The following is a 17,775-nucleotide window of genomic DNA, read 5'->3' as shown; positions in this document are numbered from 1 at the left end:
GGGACCTGAGCGTCCGATGTGAAGGCCGGGTTAGTCGCATCTCTTGGGGTTCGCTCGAGAGGAAGGTGGCGATGGACCGATTGTTGCGTAAATTCCTGTCTCAATTCATCCGCCGCGGGTCGATGACGGTGACCGGCTCCAGTGGATCGAAATTCACCGTCGGCGACGGCACCGGCGAGCCGGTGGCGGTGCGCTTCGTCACCGCGGAGGCGGAGCGGAAGATCCTCGTCAATCCCGAGCTCGGGCTCGGCGAGGCCTATATGGACGGCGAGTTCGTCGTCGAACGCGGCACCATAGCTGATGCCCTCGCGATCCTGCTCGATCAACCCGACCTATTGCCGCAGTGGGCACGGCCCTGGTGGCACCTGCGCTACCTGACGCGGCACCTGAAGCAATTCAATCCGCGCTCGCGTTCCCGCCGCAACGTCGCGCATCATTACGATCTCGACGCCCGGCTGTATTCGCTCTTCCTTGACGCCGACAAGCAATACAGCTGCGCCTATTTCGAGACGCCGGAGACGACGCTCGACGACGCGCAGCTCGCCAAGAAGCGGCACATCGCCGCCAAGCTGCTCGTCAGGCCTGGACAGCGCGTGCTCGACATCGGCTCCGGCTGGGGCGGGCTCGGGCTTTATCTCGCCGAGACCACCGGCGCCGATGTCACCGGCGTGACGCTGTCGACCGAGCAATTGCAGATCGCCAATGCGCGCGCGGCGGAAAAGGGCCTGTCCGGCTCGGCCCGATTCCTGCTCCAGGACTATCGCGATGCCGAAGGCCCGTTCGACCGCATCGTCTCGGTCGGCATGTTCGAGCATGTCGGCGCCGGCTTCTACGATACCTATTTCCAGCGCTGCGCCGAGCTGCTCAGCGAGAACGGCATCATGCTGCTGCATTCGATCGGCCGCTCACAGGGCCCGGATTCGACCAACCCCTGGATCGCCAAATACATCTTCCCCGGCGGCTACATCCCGGCCTTGTCGGAAGTGCTGCCGGCGATCGAGCGCGCCGGCCTGCTGGTCTGCGACATCGAGATCCTGCGCCTGCACTACGCGGAAACGCTGAAAGCCTGGCGGGAACGTTTCATGGCGCGGCGCGAGGAGGCCGTGCAGCTCTACGACGAGCGCTTCGCGCTGATGTGGGAATTCTATCTGGCGGCCTGCGAGATGACGTTCCGCAAGCAAGCCATGATGAATTTCCAGATCCAGCTCGCACGCCGCCAGGGCGTGGTGCCGATGACCCGTGACTACTTGCCGCGCGAAGAAGCCCGGCTGCGCGCTCGCGAGGGCGTGGCTGGGCCGAAGCTCAAATTGGCTGGTGAATAGATCCTAGTGATGCAGGGTCGAAATCCGGGGAAACCGGACCAGAGCCGTCAACGCCAGTTGCGCCCGCAGTTCCAAGAGGATTTCGGGTGCGACCGGCTGGCGACGCACGTCGGGCCGTTCAGCGTGCTCCATGGCCGCAATCAGCCCGGACAGCCAACGCCGGCTACCCGCCTCGCTCCGCCAAGTCTGGGACTGCCAAGTCTGGGACTGCCAAGTCTGGGACTGCCAAGTCTGGGACTGCCAAGTCTGGGACTGCCAAGTCTGGGACTGCCAAGTCTGGGACTGCCAAGTCTGGGACTGCCAAGTCTGGGACTGCCAAGTCTCGGGCTGCCGTTCTGGCCGCATCGCTTGCCTCGTTCCCTGTGGCGGACCGCGGGAGACAATTCCCGTCCCGTCCGCCTGTTCCGCTCCTACCCCCGAAAATATCCGGGAAGATGTGATCCACTTCACATAAGTCTGGTCGGCCTTGGCCTAGATCGTCGCCATGAGCAAAGAGACCCAAACCTCGCTTGACGTGCAGGACGACCTCCGCACCGATTACGCCCTGATCGCCACCGGCGTCGGGGCGGCTCTGGTTGCGCTGGTCTACCTCCTGCTGGTCTGAAGCCGAGCCGAAAGCGGCCAGCGTGCGCATATCGCGCGCCTCTTGGTACGTCTGCGCGCCAATCCATAAAGTTCACGGTTTCAGGATTTTTCCGTGGCGCGGTCGCGGCCAATTCAGGCCGGGGGCCGGTTCCGCAAAAATCCGTCAAGCGCGGCGCGTGCCGGGGCTGCCAGTCATCCACCACTTTCACTGAGCAGTTGATAGCGGCCAGCTTTCGCTTCCGCTTTGACCTCCGGCGGCGCTTTATCCCGGCCCCGCATCCGCCCAAGAAAATTGCTAAGCACGTCCGACCATGGCCCTGACTGATTCGAACGTTCTCAAACTCGCGCCCGATGCCGGAACTCCCGCCTATCGGAGCGCACCGCACAATATCGAGGCGGAACAGAGCCTTCTGGGCGCGATCCTGGTCAACAACGATGCCTTCTACCGCGTCTCCGACTTCCTGGAGGCGAAGCATTTCTTCGAGCCGCTGCACCAGACCATCTTCGAGACCGCCGGCAGCCTGATCCGGATGGGCAAGATCGCGACGCCCGTCACGCTGAAGACGTTCCTGCCCGCCGACACCGATGTCGGCGGCATGACCATCGGGCAATACCTGGCGCGGCTTGCCGCCGAAGCGACCACCATCATCAACGCCCAGGATTACGGCCGCACCGTCTACGACCTGTCGCTCCGGCGCGACCTGATCGGCATCGGCGAAGACATGGTCAACGTTGCCTATGACGCCCCGGTCGACTTCCAGCCGCGGGCGCAGATCGAGGACGCCGAGCGCAAGCTTTACGAACTCGCCGAATCCGGCCGCTATGACGGCGGCTTCCAGAAATTCTCGCAGGCGCTGACGGTCGCGGTCGATCTCGCGGCCAAAGCATTCCAGCGCGACGGCAAGCTGTCGGGCATCTCCACGGGCCTGCGCGACCTCGACACCAAGATGGGCGGCCTGCAGCATTCCGACCTCATCATCGTGGCGGGACGTCCCGGCATGGGCAAGACGTCGCTGGCGACCAACATCGCCTACAACGTCGCCAAGGCCTATGTGCCGGAGCTTCAGGCCGACGGCACCATGAAGGCCGCCAACGGCGGCGTGATCGGGTTCTTCTCGTGCGAAATGTCGGCTGACCAGCTTGCGACGCGTATCGTCGCCGAGCGCACCGGCATCCCCTCGTCCCACATCCGCCGCGGCGGCATCACGGAAGCCGATTTCGAGAAGATCCGCCAGGTCTCGATCGAGTTGCAGTCGCTGCCCTTTTACGTCGACGCCACCGGCGGCCTGTCGATCGCACAGCTGATGGCGCGCGCGCGGCGGCTGAAGCGGCAGAAGGGCCTCGATCTGCTCGTGATCGATTACATCCAGCTGCTCTCGGGTTCAGGCAAGCGAAGCGACAATCGCGTCCAGGAAATCACCGAGATCACGACCAGCCTGAAGGCGCTGGCCAAGGAGCTCAACGTCCCCGTGATCGCGCTGTCGCAGCTGTCGCGTCAGGTCGAATCGCGCGACGACAAGCGGCCGCAGCTGTCGGACCTGCGTGAATCCGGCTCGATCGAGCAGGACGCCGACGTCGTGCTGTTCGTGTTCCGCGAGGAATATTACCTCGCCATGAAGGAGCCCCGCCCCGGCACCGAGGAACACGCCAAATGGCAGGCCGACATGGAGCGCACGGTCGGCCGCGCCGAAGTCATCATCGGCAAGCAGCGTCACGGTCCGACCGGCACGGTCGAGCTGCACTTCGACGCCTCGGTCACCCGCTTCGGCGACCTCGCGCATGACGGCCAGCTGCCGGACCGCAGCAGCGACTACTAGGTTCCCCGGGTTGAACCGCGCGGGTCTCTTGCGTAAAACGGCGCCATGACAATGGCGTCCGACCCAAAATCCCTTTCGCAATCCGGCCTTCTCTCTGCCGAGGCCAACCAGGCCGCCGCGCTCGCCGCCTATGGCGGCATCCTGACCGTCGATCTCGATGCTGTCATCGCCAATTGGCGCAAGCTCGAGAAGACGGCGGTGCCGGCCGAATGCTCGGCGGTGATCAAGGCCGACGCCTATGGCTGCGGCGCCGCCGAGGTCGCGCGTGCGCTGAACAAGGCCGGCTGCAAGACCTTCTTCGTCGCCACCATCGAGGAAGCGCGCAAGGTGCGCGCCGCCGTTCCCGAGCCCACCATCTACGTGCTCGGCGGCTATTTCCAGAACACCGGCGAGCACTACGCCAGGATCAATTGCCGCCCGGTGATCGGCGATCTCAACGAGCTCGCCGAATGGGACGTGTTCTGCCGCCGCACCGGCTGGAACGGAGGGGCTGCAATCCACATCGACACCGGCATGAACCGGCTCGGCCTGACGTTGACCGAAGCGCAGGCCATCATTCCCCGCATCAACGCCGGCGATCACGGCATCACGCTGGTGATGAGCCATCTGGTCTCGGCCGAGCAGCTCAACAGCCCGGTGAACGCCCGGCAGCTCGCCGCCTTCCGCAGCATCGCCAGCGAATTCGCCGGCGTGCCGGCCGCGCTCGCCAATTCCTCCGGCATCTTCCTGGGCGCGCCCTTCCAGTTCGACCTGGTGCGGCCGGGAGCTGCGCTCTACGGCGTCAACCCGACGCCGGAGGCCGACAATCCGATGCAGCAGGTGGTCGATCTCAAGGCGCGTATCGTGCAGACCCGCAGCATCGAGCGCGGCGAGAGCGTCGGCTATGGCGGCACCTGGACCGCGCGGCGGCCGACCAAGCTCGCGATCATCGCAGTCGGCTACGCCGACGGCTATTTCCGCGCTGCCAGCTCCAATGACGGCACCCGCGGCGCCGAGGTCATCGTCGCCGGCAAGCGCTGCCCGGTCGCGGGGCGCATCTCCATGGACCTCATCGCGGTCGACATCACCGATCTGCCGCCGAACGCGGCGCGGCGCGGCCATATGGTGACGCTGCTCGGCGAGGGCATCACCGTCGACGAGCTCGCGCATCATTTCGGCACCATCGGCTATGAGGTGCTGACCAGCCTCGGCCACCGCTATGCGCGCATCTACAAGGGCGGCAATGTGGAGGAGCCGCTGGTGAAGCCGGCTGCCGTGACCGGAGCCGAGCCACCGCCCGCCCCGCCGCCAATCGAGCAGCCCCCGCCGCCGCTGCCGGGCTAATTCCGATAGGGACTCTCGTGGCCCGGACGCGGCGCAGCGCTTCTTCAGCGATGCGCCGCAGAGCCGGGGCCCGTCTCTCTGCATCCGATCGTATGACTTCTGCGTCCCGGCTCGCGCTTCGCGCGTCCGGGACTCGGAACGCTTACTTCTTCTTCCTGTTGTCGAGCGCCTCTTTGCAGGTCGCGCTGAGCTGATCGCGCTTATCGGTGAGGCAGGCGACCACGCGGCCGCCACCGGGCGCGATGCCGGCGCAGAATTTGTCGTAATCTGCCTTGCACGCACCGCGCGGGTCGGACGATTGTGCCGACGCGAGCCCGGAGAGCGCGACAGCTGCGACGATAGCGGCAAAGTTCAACTTGGACATTGTGTCTCCGGATACGGAAGGCAGGAGCCGGCAGCTCTACATGAAGATCGCGACATTCAACATCAACAACATCAACCGCCGCCTGCCCAACCTGTTGGCATGGCTGCGCGCGGCGAAGCCCGATGTCGTCGCGCTTCAGGAATTGAAGGCAAGTGATGGCGAATTTCCGGCAGCAGCGATCGAAAAAGTCGGTTATGGCGCGGTGTGGCGCGGACAGAAGACCTGGAACGGGGTCGCCATCCTCGCCCGCAACGCCGCGCCCATCCTGACCCGCGATCGCCTGCCCGGAAGACCTGGCGATCACGACGCCCGCTACATCGAGGCGGCCGTGCGCGGCATCATCGTCACCAGCATCTATCTGCCCAACGGCAATCCGCAACCGGGACCGAAATTCGACTACAAGCTCGACTGGTTCGGGCGCCTCAAGCGTCACGCCAACACTTTCATCAAGCAGGATCTGCCCGTCGTGCTCGCCGGCGACTACAACGTCGCGCCCACCGAGATCGACATCTATCCGACGCGCTCATGGGACAAGGATGCGCTGGTCCAGCCCAGGAGCCGCGCGGCCTATGCCTCGCTGGTCTCGCAAGGCTGGTGCGATGCGATCCGCGAATTGCATCCGGACAAGCGCATCTACACGTTCTGGGATTACAAGCGGAACCGGTGGCCGCGCGATGCGGGCCTGCGGCTCGATCATCTCCTGCTCAGCCCTGCCCTGGCCTCACGGCTGGCGAAGGCTGGCGTCGACAAGAAGGTGCGCGGCGAGGAAGGGGCCAGCGATCACGCGCCGGCATGGGTGGTGCTGCGGTGACGGCCCATGCCCAAAATATCAAAAACAACCCCATGCACAGTAGCCGGCCCCAGTCGATTCAATGGGTTAGCGCCCCCGATTTCGGCTCGTCACGGGATGGGTCCAACGGCATCATTCCCACAGACGCGCCTCACACCGCGCCTTCGTCCGGAATATTGAGAAGCTTGCCGCAAGCCTTGCAATGCACAGCGTCGGCATCGTGCCGCTGGAGCCCGCAGGCCGGACACGAAAACCGCACCTTGTTGGGACTGAGCAGCGCGCGAGCAAGATTGAAGAACAGGGTGACCCCGAAGATCATGATCACGACGGTGATGAGACGACCGAGCGTACCCGGCAGGGTGATGTCTCCGAAGCCGGTCGTCGTCAGCGCCGTGACCGTGAAATACAGCGCATCGGCATAATTGTGGATCTGATCGTTGCGAAACTTCTGGGTCTCGTAAACGATCCCGGTCATGACGAAGATGAAAACGGCGAGGTTGGTGACGGCGAAGATCACGTCTTCGTTGCGACGGAAGAACGGAGAATCGATGCGCAGTCGCACCAGCATCTGATAGTCGCGAAGCAGCCCCAGCGTCCGCAGGATCCGGAGAAAGCCGCCAGCTTCGCCGGCAAGCGGCGCGAGGAAGGACACGATCGCAACCATGTCGGCCCAGGTCGCGAGCTGACGGAACCTCCGGAACGGATGCCGGCCGACGAGGAGCCGTGCCGAGAAGTCGGCCAGCAGCAGCAGGCCGAACAGAATATCGAGCGTCTCGATGATCTCGCTGGGATGTAGGAACGAGGTGGCAATGATGAACAACACCGTCACGATATCGAACGCGAGCAGCGTATAGCGGAAGCGCACGCCGCTCGGCGTTGCGCCCTCGTACAGGCGGCGGACGGTGCTTCTGAGAGACGAGACGGTCACTCCCTCATGATTGCGGTTTGCACGGATGATTGCAACCGGCAGCCGGCGCCGCAGGATCGTACCGCCATCAGGCCGGGATTCCGCCGGTCATGCCTGACCAACTCGTACAATGATGTCGCCCGGCAGGAGCGCTGGTTCGTCCGCCGGACCGCCCCGCCACAGGCATTCGCCGGCAACCAAACCCGGCATCGGCAGCGAATGGCCGGCGAAGTTGGCGACGATCTGCAGGGTCTCTCCCCTCCTCGTCTGCCAGCGCACGTCAATCGCGCCCTGACGAGGATCGGCGCCGATCAGCTCACGCTGCGCGGAAACGAAACCTTGCTCGATCAGCGGCACGATCCTCTCGCGCCGGATCGTCAGCAATCGCGTGGTCAAGGCCCGAAAGCCCGCGCAACCGGGAGAATGATCGATGCTGCTCCAGTCAAGCTTCGAGGCCTGAAAGGTCCCCTCGTCGCACGGGTCCGGAATCCTGGCGCGCATTTCGGGGGTCGAAAACGCCTTGAAGTGCGAAAACTCCCTGCGCCGCCCTTCCCGCGTCAACTCGGCAGCTTCTCCGGTCCAGTCTGCGAAGAACAGGAACGGCGTTTCGACGGCGGCTTCCTCACCCATGAACAGCATGGGAATGTGCGGATTGAGCAGGACCAGCGCCATCGCCTGGCCGAGCCTGTCCGGGCCGACCAATCGTGACAGTCGCTCACCCAGAGCCCGGTTGCCGATCTGATCGTGGTTCTGCGCGAAGAAGATCGTGGCTTCCGGCGGCAGATGGGCACTTGGCTCGCCGCGCTGCTCGTTGTGAAGGGCAAAGACTTCACCCTGGTACGCAAAACCCTCGGTGAGCGATCGCGCCAGGTGCTCGAGCGGCTTGTCCGCAAACGCGCGGTAATATCCCTCGTCTTCCCCCGTCAGCAGGACATGAAGCGCATTGTGGAAATCGTCGCCCCATTGGGCGTCGTAATATTTCGGACGTCCTGCTACGCGATCGAGCAGGTGCGCCTGATTGGCTTCATTCTCCAGCATCAGATGCACGCGCCGGCCCGGCAAGTCGTGCCTGACGGTCTCGGCAAGCTCGATGAGGAAATGCCGATCGGAATCGTCTTTCAGCGCGTGGACGGCATCGAAGCGCAGCCCGTCGAAGCCGTAGTCGCGCAACCACATCAAGGCATTCTCGACCAGGAACTCGCGCACGAAAGCGCCGTCGCGTCCCTCCAGGTTGACCGCAGGTCCCCAGCCGGTGGTGTGACGCTTGTTGAAAAAGTTGTCCGCGTAGCTGTGCAGGTAGTTCAACTGCGGACCAAAGTGGTTATAGACCACGTCGAGATAGACCATGATGTCGAGCGCGTGGGCTGCTCGCAACAGCCGCTTGAGATCCTGCGGGCTGCCGTAGCGGGCATTGGGCGCGTTCAGCAGCACGCCGTCATAGCCCCAATTGTGCCGGCCGGGGACATCGTTGACCGGCATCAGCTCGATCGCGGTGATGCCGAGATCGCGCAAATAAGGCAGCCGCTTCTCGACGCCCGCATAGGTCCCCTCCTCGCTGAAGGTGCCGATGTGCAACTCGTAGATGACGGCCTCCGCCCATGGACGCCCCGGATAAGGGACGGGATCCCGCAGCGCCGCCGTATCGACGACTTCGCTTGCCGCGCCGACGTCATCCGGCTGGAAGAAGGAGGCAGGGTCCGGGACGATCAGGTCCTCGTTGATCCTGAACTGATAGCGCGTGCCGGCATGCGCGGTCGGGCTGAGCATCTGATACCAGCCGTCGTCATCGCGCGACATCCGACGCGGCGGCCGGCCGGTCTCCAGTATCTCCACCGATCGGGCCCTCGGCGCCCAGAGGTTGAAGCTGACGCCATCATCGACGATCTGAGCGCCGTGGCGCCGGGCCTGCCCGGCTATTCCCAGTGTCCGAATCAAATCTGTCCGCCTTTCACACACATGCTCGCAGGCATGCATTGGCGAATGCGGTTTGAGCGAGACGTTCCGATCGCTTCAAGGATGCCCGCGAATGAAAAGCGGGCGTGCACTCATTCGTTCCTCGCCATGGACGTGAGCCCGGCATGGGGCGGCCTTGCCGTCTCGATCCCTCGGTCGGCGCGGCCGACGCCGGCGGGCGCCGTTCGCCGGGCAACTGGAACGGAATCATCGCGCGATGGTTACGATCATGCAGGAGTTGCCGCCATGCGCCGCTCGACACCAAAGCCGACCCGCAACAAGCTCGACCTGACCGACCGCGTCCAGATGCGCCTCGTCCGAAAGCGGTCGGGCCTGTCCGATGCCGAGTTGACCGCGATCGTCGGGCGGATCGGCAATTCAATCGCCGCGATCAGCAAGGAGGCCGCCCAGCAGCGCGCCAGCGTCCTGGCCAAGCCTGCCGACGTGCCGCCGGCGGCCGTGATCGTCTCGGCAACGGCTGCCGAACAGGCCGCGACTGAACTACCAGCAACAACGCCGACGTCCTGACCGGATCGTCATCGGGGGCAGACATGGACCAAAAGACGCACCCGGACGACGCCCTGACGCGGGCGGCGTCGAGCCTGCGCCGATCGCGGATCACCGAGGGCAAACCGTTTCCGCTCGGCGCCACCTGGGATGGTCTCGGCGTCAATTTCGCGCTGTTCTCGGCTCACGCCACCAAGGTCGAACTCTGCCTGTTCGACGACGACGGCGAGACCGAGCTCGAGCGGGTGGAGCTTCCGGAATACACCGACGAAGTCTGGCACGGCTATCTGCCCTCGGCCCGTCCCGGCACCGTCTACGGCTATCGCGTCCATGGGCCGTACGAGCCTGATGCCGGCCACCGCTTCAATCCCAACAAGCTCCTGCTCGATCCCTACGCCAAGCAGCTGATCGGACAATTGCGCTGGGGACCCGAGCTGTTCGGCTACCGGCTCGATCACGCCGACAAGGACCTCTCGTTCGACGAGCGCGACAGCGCACCGTTGATGCAGAAGTGCCGCGTCATCGACCCCGCCTTCACCTGGGGCGCGGCGCGCAAGCCTGAAGTGCCCTGGGAGCGGACGATCGTCTACGAGATGCACGTCAAGGGCTTCACGCAGCGGCATCCGCTGGTGCCCGAAGCAGACCGCGGCACGTTCTCGGGGCTCGCGCATTGGGAAATCCCCGCTTATCTGCGCTCGCTCGGGATCACCAGCGCGGAGCTGCTGCCGATCCACGCCTTCGTCGATGACAGCTACCTGGTCGATAAGGGTCTGCGCAATTACTGGGGCTACAATTCCATCGCCTTCTTCGCGCCGGAGCCGCGTTATCTGAAGACGCCGTTCGCGAACGAGTTCAAGGAAATGGTCAACCAGTTCCACGCCCATGGCATCGAGATCATCCTGGACGTCGTCTACAATCACACCGCGGAAGGCAACGAGCTCGGTCCGACGCTGTCGTTCAAGGGCATCGACAACGCCAGCTATTACCGCCTGCTGCCGGACCAGAAGCGCTACTACATCAACGATACCGGCACCGGCAACACGGTGAACCTGTCGCATCCGCGGGTGCTTCAGCTGGTTGCGGATTCCTTGCGCTATTGGGCAACGGAGATGCGGGTCGACGGCTTCCGCTTCGACCTCGCCACCATTCTGGCACGTGAGCCCTATGGCTTCGACGAAGGCGGTGGCTTCCTCGACGCCTGCCGCCAGGATCCGGTGCTCTCCAGCGTCAAGCTGATCGCGGAGCCATGGGACATCGGCCCGGGCGGTTATCAGGTCGGCCAGTTCCCGCCGGGATGGGCCGAGTGGAACGACAAGTTCAGGGACACCGTGCGCGCCTTCTGGAAGGGCGACGAGGGATCGATCGCGGACTTCGCCAAGCGCGTGTCGGGATCCGGCGATCTCTTCAACAAGCGCGGACGCCGGCCCTGGGCCAGCGTCAACTTCGTCACGGCCCATGACGGCTTCAACCTCAACGATCTCGTCTCGTACAACGACAAGCACAACGAGGCGAATGGCGAGGACAATCGCGACGGTCACAGCAACAACCATTCCTGGAATTGCGGCGCCGAGGGACCGACCGACGATCCCGAAATCATTGCGCTGCGCGAACGCCAGAAGCGCAACTTGCTCGCGACCATGCTGCTGTCCCACGGCACGCCGATGCTGCTGGCGGGTGACGAGTTCGGGCACACCCAGAACGGCAACAACAACGCCTATGCCCAGGACAACGAGACCACCTGGCTCGACTGGATGGGCATCACGGCAAACGGCCGCGGCCTTCGTGAATTCACACGCAAGCTGATCGCGACGCGCAAGGCCTTCCCGATCCTCTATCGCAGCCGGTTTCTGGTCGGCTCGCACAATGAAGAGCTCGACGTCAAGGACGTGACCTGGCTGTCGCCCTCCGGCGACGAGATGACCAACGAGCAATGGGACGACGGCAACGCCAAGTGCTTCGGCATGGTGCTCGACGGACGTGCCCAGGAGACCGGCGTCAAGCGCCGCGGCTCGGACGCAACGATGCTTCTGGTCTACAACGCTCATTACGACGTCGTGAACTTCACACTTCCGCCGGTCACCGACGGAAGCCGCTGGCTGGGACTGATCGATACCAATCAGCCCGAGACCCAGATGCCCGCGTTCGAGTTCGGCCACGCTTACGCCGTGACTGGACGATCGCTCGTCGTCTTCGGCCTGGCCACCGAGAGCGCGGCGACGCGCCGCCTGCGACAAGGTCTCGGGGCCCTGCTTGACGTCGTGGAAGCGCCGCTGCCCGGCTAAAGCACGATCCGGAAAAGTGCGCGGTGGTCTTCCGAAAAGATCATGCTTAAACAATAACCTAAAGCGCGATGACGATTCATCCTGATCGCATCGCGCTTTGGAGTTCCGCCTTCGCTGGAAGCACACCAAGCCGCGCCCGGCATCGCCCCCGCCGGCCCGTCCGGCTAGACTACTCCGATTCCCGGAGCGTCCGCCTTTGGCCTTTCTCTTCGTCCTCGCCGTCGGGCTCGTCGCCGGCACCATCTCAGGCATCGTCGGCACCGGCTCGTCGATCATGCTGATGCCGGTGCTGGTCTATGCCTACGGGCCGAAGGAGGCCGTGCCGATCATGGCGGTGGCGTCCGTGATGGCGAACTTCTCGCGCATCCTGGCCTGGTGGCGCGAGGTCGATTGGCGGGCTTGCGCCGCGTATTCGATCACGGGCATTCCGGCCGCCGTGCTCGGCGCGCGGACGCTGCTGGCGCTGCCCTCGCACGCCGTCGATCTCGCCATCGGCGTGTTCCTGATCGCGATGGTGCCGGTCCGGCACTTTCTGGCGCGGCACGATTTGAAGGCCAATCTCTGGCATCTGGCGATCGGCGGCGCGATCATCGGCTATCTCACCGGCATCGTGGTCTCGACCGGCCCGCTCAGCGTGCCGCTGTTCCTGTTCTACGGCCTCTCGAAGGGCGCCTTCCTCGCCACCGAAGCCGCCTCCTCGCTCGGCCTCTATTTCGCGAAGTCGGTGACCTTCGAACGTTTCGGCGCGCTGACCGGCGAGGTCTTCGTCAAGGGTCTTGTCGCGGGCGCCTCGCTGATGGCGGGCGCCTTCATCGCCAAGCGCTTCGTGCTGCACCTGAAGCCGGACATGTTCCGCCTGCTGATGGACGCGATCATGATCGCGGCCGGGCTCTCCATGCTGTGGAATGCGACGCAGACGTAGCCAGCTGCGCTCAGGCGGCGAATTCGGGCGCGATCGGGGGACTGTCGGCGAGGACGCGGCGCTCGACCGCTGGCTGCCTCTCGAGGCCATCGCAGCACGGCGTCGAGCGGCTGCGGTCGTTGATAGAAATAGCCCTGCCCGAACCTCACCCCCATCTCGCGCATGGCCGCGGCCTGTTCGGCGCGCTCGATGCCCTCGGCGACCAGCGTCAGTCCCAGGGTGCCGGCGAGCGATGCGATCACGCCGACGATGGCCTTGTCTTCGGCGCTATCGGGAATCTCGCTGATGAACGCCTTGTCGATCTTGACCTTGTCGAGCGGGAAGCGCCTGAGATGCGCGAGCGAGCTGTAGCCGGTGCCGAAATCGTCGAGCGCGATCGTGGCACCCAGGCGGCGCAGCCGATGCAGCGTCTCGGCGGCGCTGGCGATGTTGTTGATCAGCGAGCCCTCGGTGATCTCGAGCTCCAGCAGCGAGGCCGCAACATCGAAGCGCGCGCAGGTCGCGCGCAGCGCGGTGGCGAGCGAATGGTCGGCGAGCTCGGACGGCGGCAGATTGATCGCGACCCGGATCTCGGGCCGGCCGGCGGCGGCCAGGCGCTGCAGTGCCCAGCAGGCATCGGTCAGCACGTAGCGGGTCAGCCTGCCATTGTTGCCGCTGCGCTCGATCAGCGGCAGGAATTCGGCCGGACCGATCACGCCATGGTCGGGATGGCGCCAGCGGATCAGGGCTTCCAGGCCGACGATCTCGTGGCTTTCGAGGTCGACCTGGCTCTGGTACCAGACCTCGAACTGTCCCTCGGCAAAGCCGGCGGGAATGGCGAGCTCGAGATCCCTGCGGCGGCGGTAGTCGAGCTGAAGCGCTTCATCCAGCACGGCGACCGTGCCCGGCGCCTTGCTCTTGGCATGATAGAGCGCGATGTCGGCCAGCGTCGGCAGATGCGACAGCTCCGGATCGTCGGCGCGGCGCACGGCAAGGCCGATGCTGGCGCGCGGCACCACCTGCTTGTCGTGGAGCCGGATCGGCTCGGAAATGGCGGCCAGCACCTGCTGTGCGAAGGCGTGCGCCGATGCCTCGTTGCTCACCTCGGGGCGGATGACGACGAATTCGTCGCCGCCGAGCCGGGCGACCCAATCCTCCGCTTCGACCGCGCTGCGAAGACGCTCGGAAATCTGAACCAGGAGCCTGTCGCCGGCCTCATGGCCGAAAGTGTCGTTGATGCCCTTGAAGTCGTCGAGATCGATGAAGCAGAACGCGACCAGCGCGTCCGCTCGGCCGCGATGGCGGCTCGCGACCGCCAGGCGCTCGGTCAGGGAGCGCCGGTTGGGCAGCCCGGTGAGCGGATCGTGCGCGGCCATGTGTCCAAGCCGGTCGAGCGCGCCTGACGTCGTATGCTGCATGGCGTTGAAGGCGCGCGCGAGCTGGCCGAATTCGTTCGAGGATGTGACGTCCGCCGGATAGGCCCGGCCGTCCTGCTTGCTGCGCTGGATCGCCGACATCATGGCGGCGAGCGGCCGGCCGATGAAGATGTTCGCGGAGATCCGCATGGCGATCAGCGTTGCAAAGGTCGCGAGCAAGCCCACGATAAGCAGCAGCACCAGCCGGCTGCCGGCGTCGGCGTAGAGCGCCGCATTGGAATAGGCGACCGCGATGCGGCCGGCCTCGACGGCCATGTTGCCGTTGCTGTAATGGATCGGACGCGAGACCTCCAGGTCCGCGTGGCGTTCGGGGCGCGCCGCCACGCGGGCAATCGCCGCGCCCGTATCGTCATAGACGGCCGCCGCCGCGATGGTCTCGTCGTGCATGATCTCGTTGAGCACGCCCGTGACCTGGTCGTAGCGCATCTTCCAGAGCGGCTCGGCGATCAGCTCGGCCCGGCTCTCGGCGAGGCGGGCCATGCGGGCGTCGAGCTGCCTGACCTGCGACCAGAAGCTCGAAGCCTCGACGCCGGCGGAGGCGAGCAATTGCACCAGCAGCAGGACGGGCACCGTGGCCCAGATCATGGCGCGAACGACCGAGCGCAAGCGCGGCGGTGCGGCCTGGTCGTTGCGTTCGGGACCGGTCATCGCCTCATCCTTGCGCATCAGTCGGCGGCGCCTTCGGGAAGCGGCAGGGACGAAATCAGCGCATCGAGTGAGAAGTCGTAATGACCGCAGCGCCCCCTCTTCGCCCGGAAGCGCGCGAAGTCGATCCGGTCGAACGCACGCGTCTTGATGAGGTCGCCGACCGAGCCGAGATCTTGACGGGTGATCGCCGACGTCTTGACCTCGACCCGGGGCGAGACCGCCGCGAAATCACAGCCGTCGGCATAATCGCGCAGCAGGACGATCGACCAGCCGCCGAGCAGGAAATGCCCGCCGTCGGTCAGCAGCAGGCGGCCTGTCCCGACCTCGCGCAGCGCATCCTCCGACCAGTTGAGGCCGACCAGCTGGATGTCGCGGCCGGGCATGAGGCCGGCGGCGACCACCGCGCGCAGCGCGCCGAGCGCCATCGGATCGTTTCCGGCCCAGATGCCGGCGGGGCGGATCTCCTTGCGCGCGGCCCAGCCCAGATAGTTCGTGGTGACCCGCTCGGCCTCCGATTGCGTCCAGTTGGCGAACAGCAGCCGGTCCACCACGACGTCGGGGGCGGCATCCACCGCCAGCTTGAGACCTGCGTTGCGCGCGATCGAAGCGGGCGTGATCTCGTCGCCGCCGATGCCGAGAATATGGATCTTGCCGTCCGCGCTCTGCCATTTCTCGGCACGCGCCGTCGCGATCAGGGCGTTGGCCATCCGCGCGCCCGCGGTCTGGAGATCGGTCGTGATGTCGCCGAGCCAGGTCTTGAGCTTCTGCCGCGGCGGTCCAAGACGCGCGGCATCCTCGCCGATCAGCGTGTTCGAGAGCAGCAGCGTCTTGACGCCCGCAGCCTCGGCCGCCTCCAGGATCGGAACGGCGGCGGATTCCTCGTTCGACAGGATGAGGAAATCGGGCTTGTCGCGACGTGCCAGCACGCCGAGGCCGAGCTCCTGCATGGTGCGATAATTGCGTTCGCTGGTCAGCACCTCGACATGGGCGTCGAGCTTGCGGCCGGCGGCCTGCATGCTCTGCCCGACCATGTCCCAGAAGACCTCGCCGGACTTGCCGGGATTGACGAAGACGATCTCGAGCGGCTTGGCAAGGCTGGCACCGGCGGGCGCGAAAACGCCACAGGCCATGCCCGCAGCGAGCAATATTCGCAGGAATCTCGTCATGTCTCGTCGCCGCCCCCAGATGGTTCCGAAGTTGGACCCGCGTCCGCTAACACTTCGCAAAATCCACCCGGTCACAGCGGTACAGGGCTAATGAAAGGTATAACTGGCGTGCCGCGCCGAGATCATCGAAGCGCCGGCGATCACCCCGCCATTCCGTGCTATCAGCAAGCCGAAACCTCGACTCACCGGTCCCATGGCCAAGAACACGCTTTCCTTCGTCTGCCAGAACTGCGGCGCGGCCTATAACCGCTGGCAGGGCAAGTGCGAGTCCTGCGGCGAGTGGAATACGCTCGCGGAAGAGGACACCAGCGGCAGCGTGCCGGTGTCGATCCGCTCCAAGCGCAAGGGGCGGACATTCGCGCTGGAGAGCCTCTCCGGCAAGAGCCCGGATGCGCCGCGCCTGTCCTCAGGCATGGCCGAGCTCGACCGCGTCACCGGCGGCGGCTTCGTCCGCGGCTCGGTGCTGCTGGTCGGCGGCGATCCCGGCATCGGCAAATCGACGCTGCTGACGCAGGCGACCAGCCTCTTGGCGCGCGCCGGCCATCGCGTCGTCTACATCTCCGGCGAAGAGGCGGTCGCGCAGGTGCGCCTGCGCGCCGAACGGCTCGGGCTGTCGGACGCGCCGGTGCAGCTTGCGGCCGAGACCTCGGTCGAGGACATCGTCTCGACGCTGTCGGAGGGCGCGGTGCCCCGGCTCATCGTGATCGATTTGATCCAGACCATGTGGACCGACACGGTGGAATCGGCGCCCGGGACCGTGACCCAGGTGCGGGCCTCGGCGCAGGCACTGATCCGTTTTGCCAAGAAAACCGGCGCCGCCATCATCCTGGTCGGCCACGTCACCAAGGACGGCCAGATTGCCGGTCCCCGCGTGGTCGAGCACATGGTCGATGCCGTGATGTCGTTCGAGGGCGAAGGCTCGCAGCAATTCCGCATCCTGCGCGCGGTGAAGAACCGCTTCGGCCCGACCGACGAGATCGGCGTGTTCGAGATGACGGGCCTCGGCCTGCGCGAGGTCACCAACCCCTCCGAGCTGTTCCTGTCCGAGCGCGACCTCGGCACGCCCGGCACCGCAGTCTTCGCGGGTATCGAGGGCACGCGGCCCGTTCTGGTGGAATTGCAGGCGCTGGTGGCGCCGACCTCGCTCGGCACGCCCAGGCGCGCGGTGGTCGGCTGGGATCCGAGCCGGCTCTCGATGGTGCTGGCGGTGCTGGAGGCCCATTGCGGGGTCAAGCTGTCCGGCCACGACGTCTATCTGAACGTCGCCGGCGGCCTGCGCATCCACGAGCCGGCAGCGGACCTCGCCGCGGCGGCGGCGCTGGTGTCGTCCCTGGTTAACGCGCAATTGCCGAGCGATGCGGTCTATTTCGGCGAGATCTCGCTGTCCGGCGTGGTGCGCCCGGTGGCGCAGACCCCGGCCCGGCTGAAGGAAGCCGCCAAACTCGGCTTTCAGCGCGCCGTGCTGCCCGAATCGGCACGCGGCGAGAGCGGCGGCGATGCCGGATTGTCGCTGAACGCGATCAACAGCCTGACGACTCTGGTGGCCGAGATCGCGGCTCGCGGCTCCCGCCGCGGCGAATCGAGCGCGCCGGCCGAGAAAAATGCCACACCGGCAAGATTCCGCCGCGGAGAGGGCTAGGCGGAGGTGACGCCGAAGGCCTCCGCCGCTATACAGCCGTCACAAAAGCAGCATGGGATTGCGTGGTTGCGGCCTTGCCGGGAACGCCGTCTGCCCCTCTTTTAAGGCAGCGGCCAAGCACCGATTCGCTAGAGC

12 protein-coding genes and 1 pseudogene are annotated in these 17,775 nt (G+C 65.5%); 8 read left to right on the top strand and 5 right to left on the bottom strand.

What is annotated here, in order from left to right; translation table 11 throughout:
* Positions 1-71: 71 nt before the first annotated feature.
* From ACETMP_RS04345 to alr, 3 genes are all read left to right on the top strand, one after another.
* Positions 72-1,322, top strand: a complete 1,251-nt coding sequence (locus tag ACETMP_RS04345) for a class I SAM-dependent methyltransferase (protein WP_375160021.1) — start codon at positions 72-74, stop codon at positions 1,320-1,322.
* A gap of 896 nt (positions 1,323-2,218) precedes the next feature.
* Positions 2,219-3,724 (top strand): replicative DNA helicase, encoded by a 1,506-nt coding sequence (locus tag ACETMP_RS04340; RefSeq protein ID WP_028136855.1) that lies wholly within the window; start codon positions 2,219-2,221, stop codon positions 3,722-3,724.
* 51 nt (positions 3,725-3,775) lie between these two features.
* Complete coding sequence (alr, locus tag ACETMP_RS04335; RefSeq protein WP_375160020.1) at positions 3,776-5,047, top strand: alanine racemase; 1,272 nt, start codon at positions 3,776-3,778, stop codon at positions 5,045-5,047.
* Between the two features lie 142 nt (positions 5,048-5,189).
* Here the strand turns inward: alr and ACETMP_RS04330 are convergent, their stop codons facing one another.
* Positions 5,190-5,411, bottom strand: a complete 222-nt coding sequence (locus tag ACETMP_RS04330) for a cysteine rich repeat-containing protein (RefSeq protein WP_028136857.1) — start codon at positions 5,409-5,411, stop codon at positions 5,190-5,192.
* A gap of 40 nt (positions 5,412-5,451) precedes the next feature.
* On the opposite strand from ACETMP_RS04330, the gene ACETMP_RS04325 reads away from it, so the two are divergent.
* Positions 5,452-6,222 carry an exodeoxyribonuclease III gene (locus ACETMP_RS04325; protein WP_375160019.1) on the top strand — a complete coding sequence of 257 codons (771 nt, stop codon included), beginning with the start codon at positions 5,452-5,454 and terminating at the stop codon, positions 6,220-6,222.
* 130 nt (positions 6,223-6,352) lie between these two features.
* On the opposite strand, the gene ACETMP_RS04320 is transcribed toward ACETMP_RS04325, so the two are convergent.
* Together ACETMP_RS04320 and treZ are read right to left on the bottom strand one after the other, a co-directional pair.
* Complete coding sequence (locus ACETMP_RS04320) at positions 6,353-7,129, bottom strand: potassium channel family protein (RefSeq protein ID WP_375160018.1); 777 nt, start codon at positions 7,127-7,129, stop codon at positions 6,353-6,355.
* Between the two features lie 87 nt (positions 7,130-7,216).
* Positions 7,217-9,043 (bottom strand): malto-oligosyltrehalose trehalohydrolase, encoded by a 1,827-nt coding sequence (gene treZ / locus ACETMP_RS04315; RefSeq protein ID WP_375160017.1) that lies wholly within the window; start codon positions 9,041-9,043, stop codon positions 7,217-7,219.
* 264 nt (positions 9,044-9,307) lie between these two features.
* On the opposite strand from treZ, the gene ACETMP_RS04310 reads away from it, so the two are divergent.
* From ACETMP_RS04310 to ACETMP_RS04300, 3 genes are all read left to right on the top strand, one after another.
* Entirely contained in the window at positions 9,308-9,589 is a 282-nt protein-coding gene (locus ACETMP_RS04310; protein ID WP_375160016.1) for a DUF3606 domain-containing protein, read from the top strand.
* 23 nt (positions 9,590-9,612) lie between these two features.
* On the top strand, positions 9,613-11,850 hold the full coding sequence (glgX, locus tag ACETMP_RS04305; RefSeq protein WP_375160015.1) for a glycogen debranching protein GlgX: 2,238 nt from the start codon (positions 9,613-9,615) through the stop codon (positions 11,848-11,850).
* Between the two features lie 196 nt (positions 11,851-12,046).
* Positions 12,047-12,772 carry a sulfite exporter TauE/SafE family protein gene (locus ACETMP_RS04300; RefSeq protein ID WP_375160014.1) on the top strand — a complete coding sequence of 242 codons (726 nt, stop codon included), beginning with the start codon at positions 12,047-12,049 and terminating at the stop codon, positions 12,770-12,772.
* A gap of 10 nt (positions 12,773-12,782) precedes the next feature.
* On the opposite strand, the pseudogene ACETMP_RS04295 reads toward ACETMP_RS04300, so the two are convergent.
* Positions 12,783-14,835 (bottom strand): annotated as a pseudogene (locus tag ACETMP_RS04295) (putative bifunctional diguanylate cyclase/phosphodiesterase).
* Positions 14,836-14,852: 17 nt separating this feature from the next.
* A complete protein-coding gene (locus ACETMP_RS04290; RefSeq protein ID WP_375160013.1) occupies positions 14,853-16,001 on the bottom strand; it encodes an ABC transporter substrate-binding protein in 1,149 nt (382 codons plus the stop codon).
* Between the two features lie 193 nt (positions 16,002-16,194).
* Here ACETMP_RS04290 and radA point away from each other — a divergent pair, with 193 nt between their 5' ends.
* The gene (gene radA / locus ACETMP_RS04285; protein ID WP_375160012.1) at positions 16,195-17,640 is read left to right on the top strand and encodes a DNA repair protein RadA; all 1,446 of its coding nucleotides are present in this window, start codon (positions 16,195-16,197) and stop codon (positions 17,638-17,640) included.
* Positions 17,641-17,775: the final 135 nt, after the last annotated feature.

This window comes from Bradyrhizobium dasycarpum (assembly GCF_042019905.1).
In the GTDB taxonomy this organism is placed as follows: domain Bacteria; phylum Pseudomonadota; class Alphaproteobacteria; order Rhizobiales; family Xanthobacteraceae; genus Bradyrhizobium; species Bradyrhizobium japonicum_B.
This window is presented reverse-complemented; position numbering and strand designations above follow the sequence as displayed.

What these genes read in the sequence shown, in the direction of transcription:
- ACETMP_RS04345 (WP_375160021.1), top strand. Translation starts at nt 72, where the DNA reads ATGGACCGATTGTTGCGTAAATTCCTGTCTCAATTCATCCGCCGCGGG.
- ACETMP_RS04340 (WP_028136855.1), top strand. Translation starts at nt 2,219, where the DNA reads ATGGCCCTGACTGATTCGAACGTTCTCAAACTCGCGCCCGATGCCGGA.
- alr (WP_375160020.1), top strand. Translation starts at nt 3,776, where the DNA reads ATGGCGTCCGACCCAAAATCCCTTTCGCAATCCGGCCTTCTCTCTGCC.
- ACETMP_RS04330 (WP_028136857.1), bottom strand. Translation starts at nt 5,411, where the DNA reads ATGTCCAAGTTGAACTTTGCCGCTATCGTCGCAGCTGTCGCGCTCTCC.
- ACETMP_RS04325 (WP_375160019.1), top strand. Translation starts at nt 5,452, where the DNA reads ATGAAGATCGCGACATTCAACATCAACAACATCAACCGCCGCCTGCCC.
- ACETMP_RS04310 (WP_375160016.1), top strand. Translation starts at nt 9,308, where the DNA reads ATGCGCCGCTCGACACCAAAGCCGACCCGCAACAAGCTCGACCTGACC.
- glgX (WP_375160015.1), top strand. Translation starts at nt 9,613, where the DNA reads ATGGACCAAAAGACGCACCCGGACGACGCCCTGACGCGGGCGGCGTCG.
- ACETMP_RS04290 (WP_375160013.1), bottom strand. Translation starts at nt 16,001, where the DNA reads ATGACGAGATTCCTGCGAATATTGCTCGCTGCGGGCATGGCCTGTGGC.
- radA (WP_375160012.1), top strand. Translation starts at nt 16,195, where the DNA reads ATGGCCAAGAACACGCTTTCCTTCGTCTGCCAGAACTGCGGCGCGGCC.